The organism is Propioniciclava sp. (genome assembly GCF_036744435.1).
Taxonomy (GTDB): Bacteria; Actinomycetota; Actinomycetes; order Propionibacteriales; family Propionibacteriaceae; genus Propioniciclava.
Genome location: NZ_DAIOIA010000213.1, coordinates 1 through 2369, shown reverse-complemented (window position 1 = coordinate 2369; position 2369 = coordinate 1). Strand labels below are relative to the sequence as shown.

The 2369-nt window shown below is 73.1% G+C and carries 2 protein-coding genes and 1 pseudogene; all 3 read right to left on the bottom strand.

Annotated elements, in window-relative coordinates; genetic code table 11:
* Positions 1-321, bottom strand: a pseudogene (locus tag V7E09_RS15275) (hypothetical protein); the annotation flags it as partial.
* A gap of 46 nt (positions 322-367) precedes the next feature.
* The gene (lnt, locus tag V7E09_RS15270; RefSeq protein WP_324512313.1) at positions 368-1951 is read right to left on the bottom strand and encodes an apolipoprotein N-acyltransferase; all 1584 of its coding nucleotides are present in this window, start codon (positions 1949-1951) and stop codon (positions 368-370) included.
* A gap of 28 nt (positions 1952-1979) precedes the next feature.
* A partial coding sequence (locus V7E09_RS15265; RefSeq protein ID WP_324523696.1) for a prolipoprotein diacylglyceryl transferase family protein occupies positions 1980-2369 on the bottom strand: 390 nt, incomplete at its 5' end.

The following is a 2369-nucleotide window of genomic DNA, read 5'->3' as shown; positions in this document are numbered from 1 at the left end:
GAACAGGCTGGTGAAGGCGATCGCCCCCAGCGCTGGCGCCTTCCAGGTGCCGAACCGTTTCCGGAGGCGGTTGAGCATCGGGATGCTGAGCAGCATCCCGGCTGCGTAGAGCACCGTGTTGCCCACGACGCCGGTCAGGAGGGCGGCGCCGGCGAGGAACCCGACGTGGTGCAGGACATGCGGTGCGAGCCCGAGCAGGGCCCCGAACGTGGCTCGGGTGGCCGCCCACGCCCCGGCGGCGCGGGCCCGCCACGGGGTGGCCGCGGTGACGCTGTCGGCGGCCAGAGTAGATGCCGGGGGGTCGGTCAGGCTGGTGTCCATACCGTCGAGGGTGCGTGACGTCGGTGTGGTGTCGGCCCGGCTCTGGTCAAGATCCGACCAAGGGATGAAAGCGCCTGCGCGGCGAAGGCGTCAGCGTGAGCGCCGTGATCCAGAGCGCGGCGGCCACGGTCGCGGTGACCTCCAGGGGGGTGGCGAGCCAGCTGGCGGTGGTGGTCCCGGTGCGCAGGCCGAGTTGCACCACTCCAACGGCGGGACCCGGTTCGGTGACCTTCATGGTGACCCGACCGGTGGGATCGATGAGTCCGGTGATGCCGCTGGTGGTGACGACGAGGGTGTCGCGGCGCAGTTCCGCTGCCCGGGCCCGGGTGATGGCGAACTGTTGCTCGATCTGGGCGGTGCCCTGGTACATGGCGTTGTTGCTTTGCACGATGACGGCCTGCGCGGTGGCGAGGTCGTGCACGACGGGGTCGAAGGCGACGTCGAAGCAGGCCAGCACGCCAAGGGTGATCGAGCGTCCGTCGGGGAGCTGTACGTCGAGAAGACCCGGATCAGTGCCGGCCACGGACTGGGCGCCGACGTAGCGCAGGGCAGGGATCAGCGGCAGCAGCACGTCTCGGAACGGGATCCATTCGCCGAACGGGACGATCGAGCGTTTCTGATAGGTGGGCCCGATCCGGCCGTCGGGTTCGCGCCATTGGGCGGCGGTTCGCCGCTGGCGGGGTCCGGGACCGTCGAGGATGGCGCCGACCAGCACGGGACGCCCCACGGCCGCGACGGACTGCTCGACGAGCTGGCCGGTGCGCTGGTCGGTGTCGGGGTCGAGGTCGGTGGCGTTCTCGGGCCACACGACGAAGTCGGGGGCCGGCAGGCGGCCGGCGTCGATCGCGGCGGCCAGTTCGCGGGTGGCCCGTGCTTGGTTGGTGGTGATGGTGCGAGGCGGGCCGAGGCCGTAGACGCCGCCGCCGGGTGCGCCACCCTGGACCCAGCCCGCGGTGACGACGCCGTCAGGGGGCGGGGTCGGGGTCACGGTACCGGCGGTGGCGGCGCCGGTGACGACGACCAGCCACGCCGCGGACCAGGCCAGGCGCCGCCTGGAGGGCCCCAGCAGGATCCAGGCGCCCAGCTGTCCCGTGAGGACCACGGAGAAGCTGACGCCGGCCACCCCGATGAAGGGGTACAGCCCGGCCAGGGGCGAGTCGATCTGGGTGTAGCCGAGCCGCAGCCAGCCGAAGCCGCCGAACGGGACGCGGGCGGCGAGGAACTCCACGCCCAACCAGGCCAGGGCTGCCAGTACGGGCCAGCCGCGGCTCCGGCCGGCGGCGCGGACCAGCACGGCCGTGACCGCAGACCAGCTGGAGGAGAGCAACAGCAGCCCTACCAGGGCGGCCGGGTGGATGGCGGCCATCCAGCCCAGGGTTGGTCCGGACAGGCCAAGGCCGTAGGCCAGCCCCACGGCAGCCGCAGCCCGGAGCGACGTGCTCCGGTGCACGGCGACGGTGAGCACCATGACGCCAACCGGTGGGGCGAGCCACCAGCCCAGCGGTGCGACACCCGTGCCCGTCACCAACCCCGCCGCACCCGCCGCCCCCGCCGCGACCAGCGGTGCCCACTGACGCGGCCACCGCTGCCGGGCCCACGCCGCGTCCCGTGCGGTCCGCAGGGTCGTCATCGCCGGCGAGGCCAGTCCACCGAGCGAATCACACGCGCGCCGGCTCGACCGGGTGTGCGGCGGCGGGCTCGGGGGTCCGCTGCCGGCGGTCGACCGCGATCAGCATGACGCCGGCGATGATGCTGAGCACGCCGAACAGTTGCGCTTCGGTGAGGCCGAGCAGGACGCGGTCGTTGACCCGGACGATCTCGACCAGCAGTCGCGCGGCTCCGCTGAGGGCGAGGTAGCCGCCGAACACTGACAGCGGCAGCCAGCGGCGGGCGAGCAGCCAGAGCACGGCGGCGATCGCGAACGCGCCGGCAGCCTCGTACAACTGGGCGGGGTGAACCGGGACGGTCACGGGCACGACGCCGTTCGGGAAGGCCATCCCCCAGGGCAGGTCGGTCGGCGTGCCGTAGGTGCCATCGCCCGCCAGGAA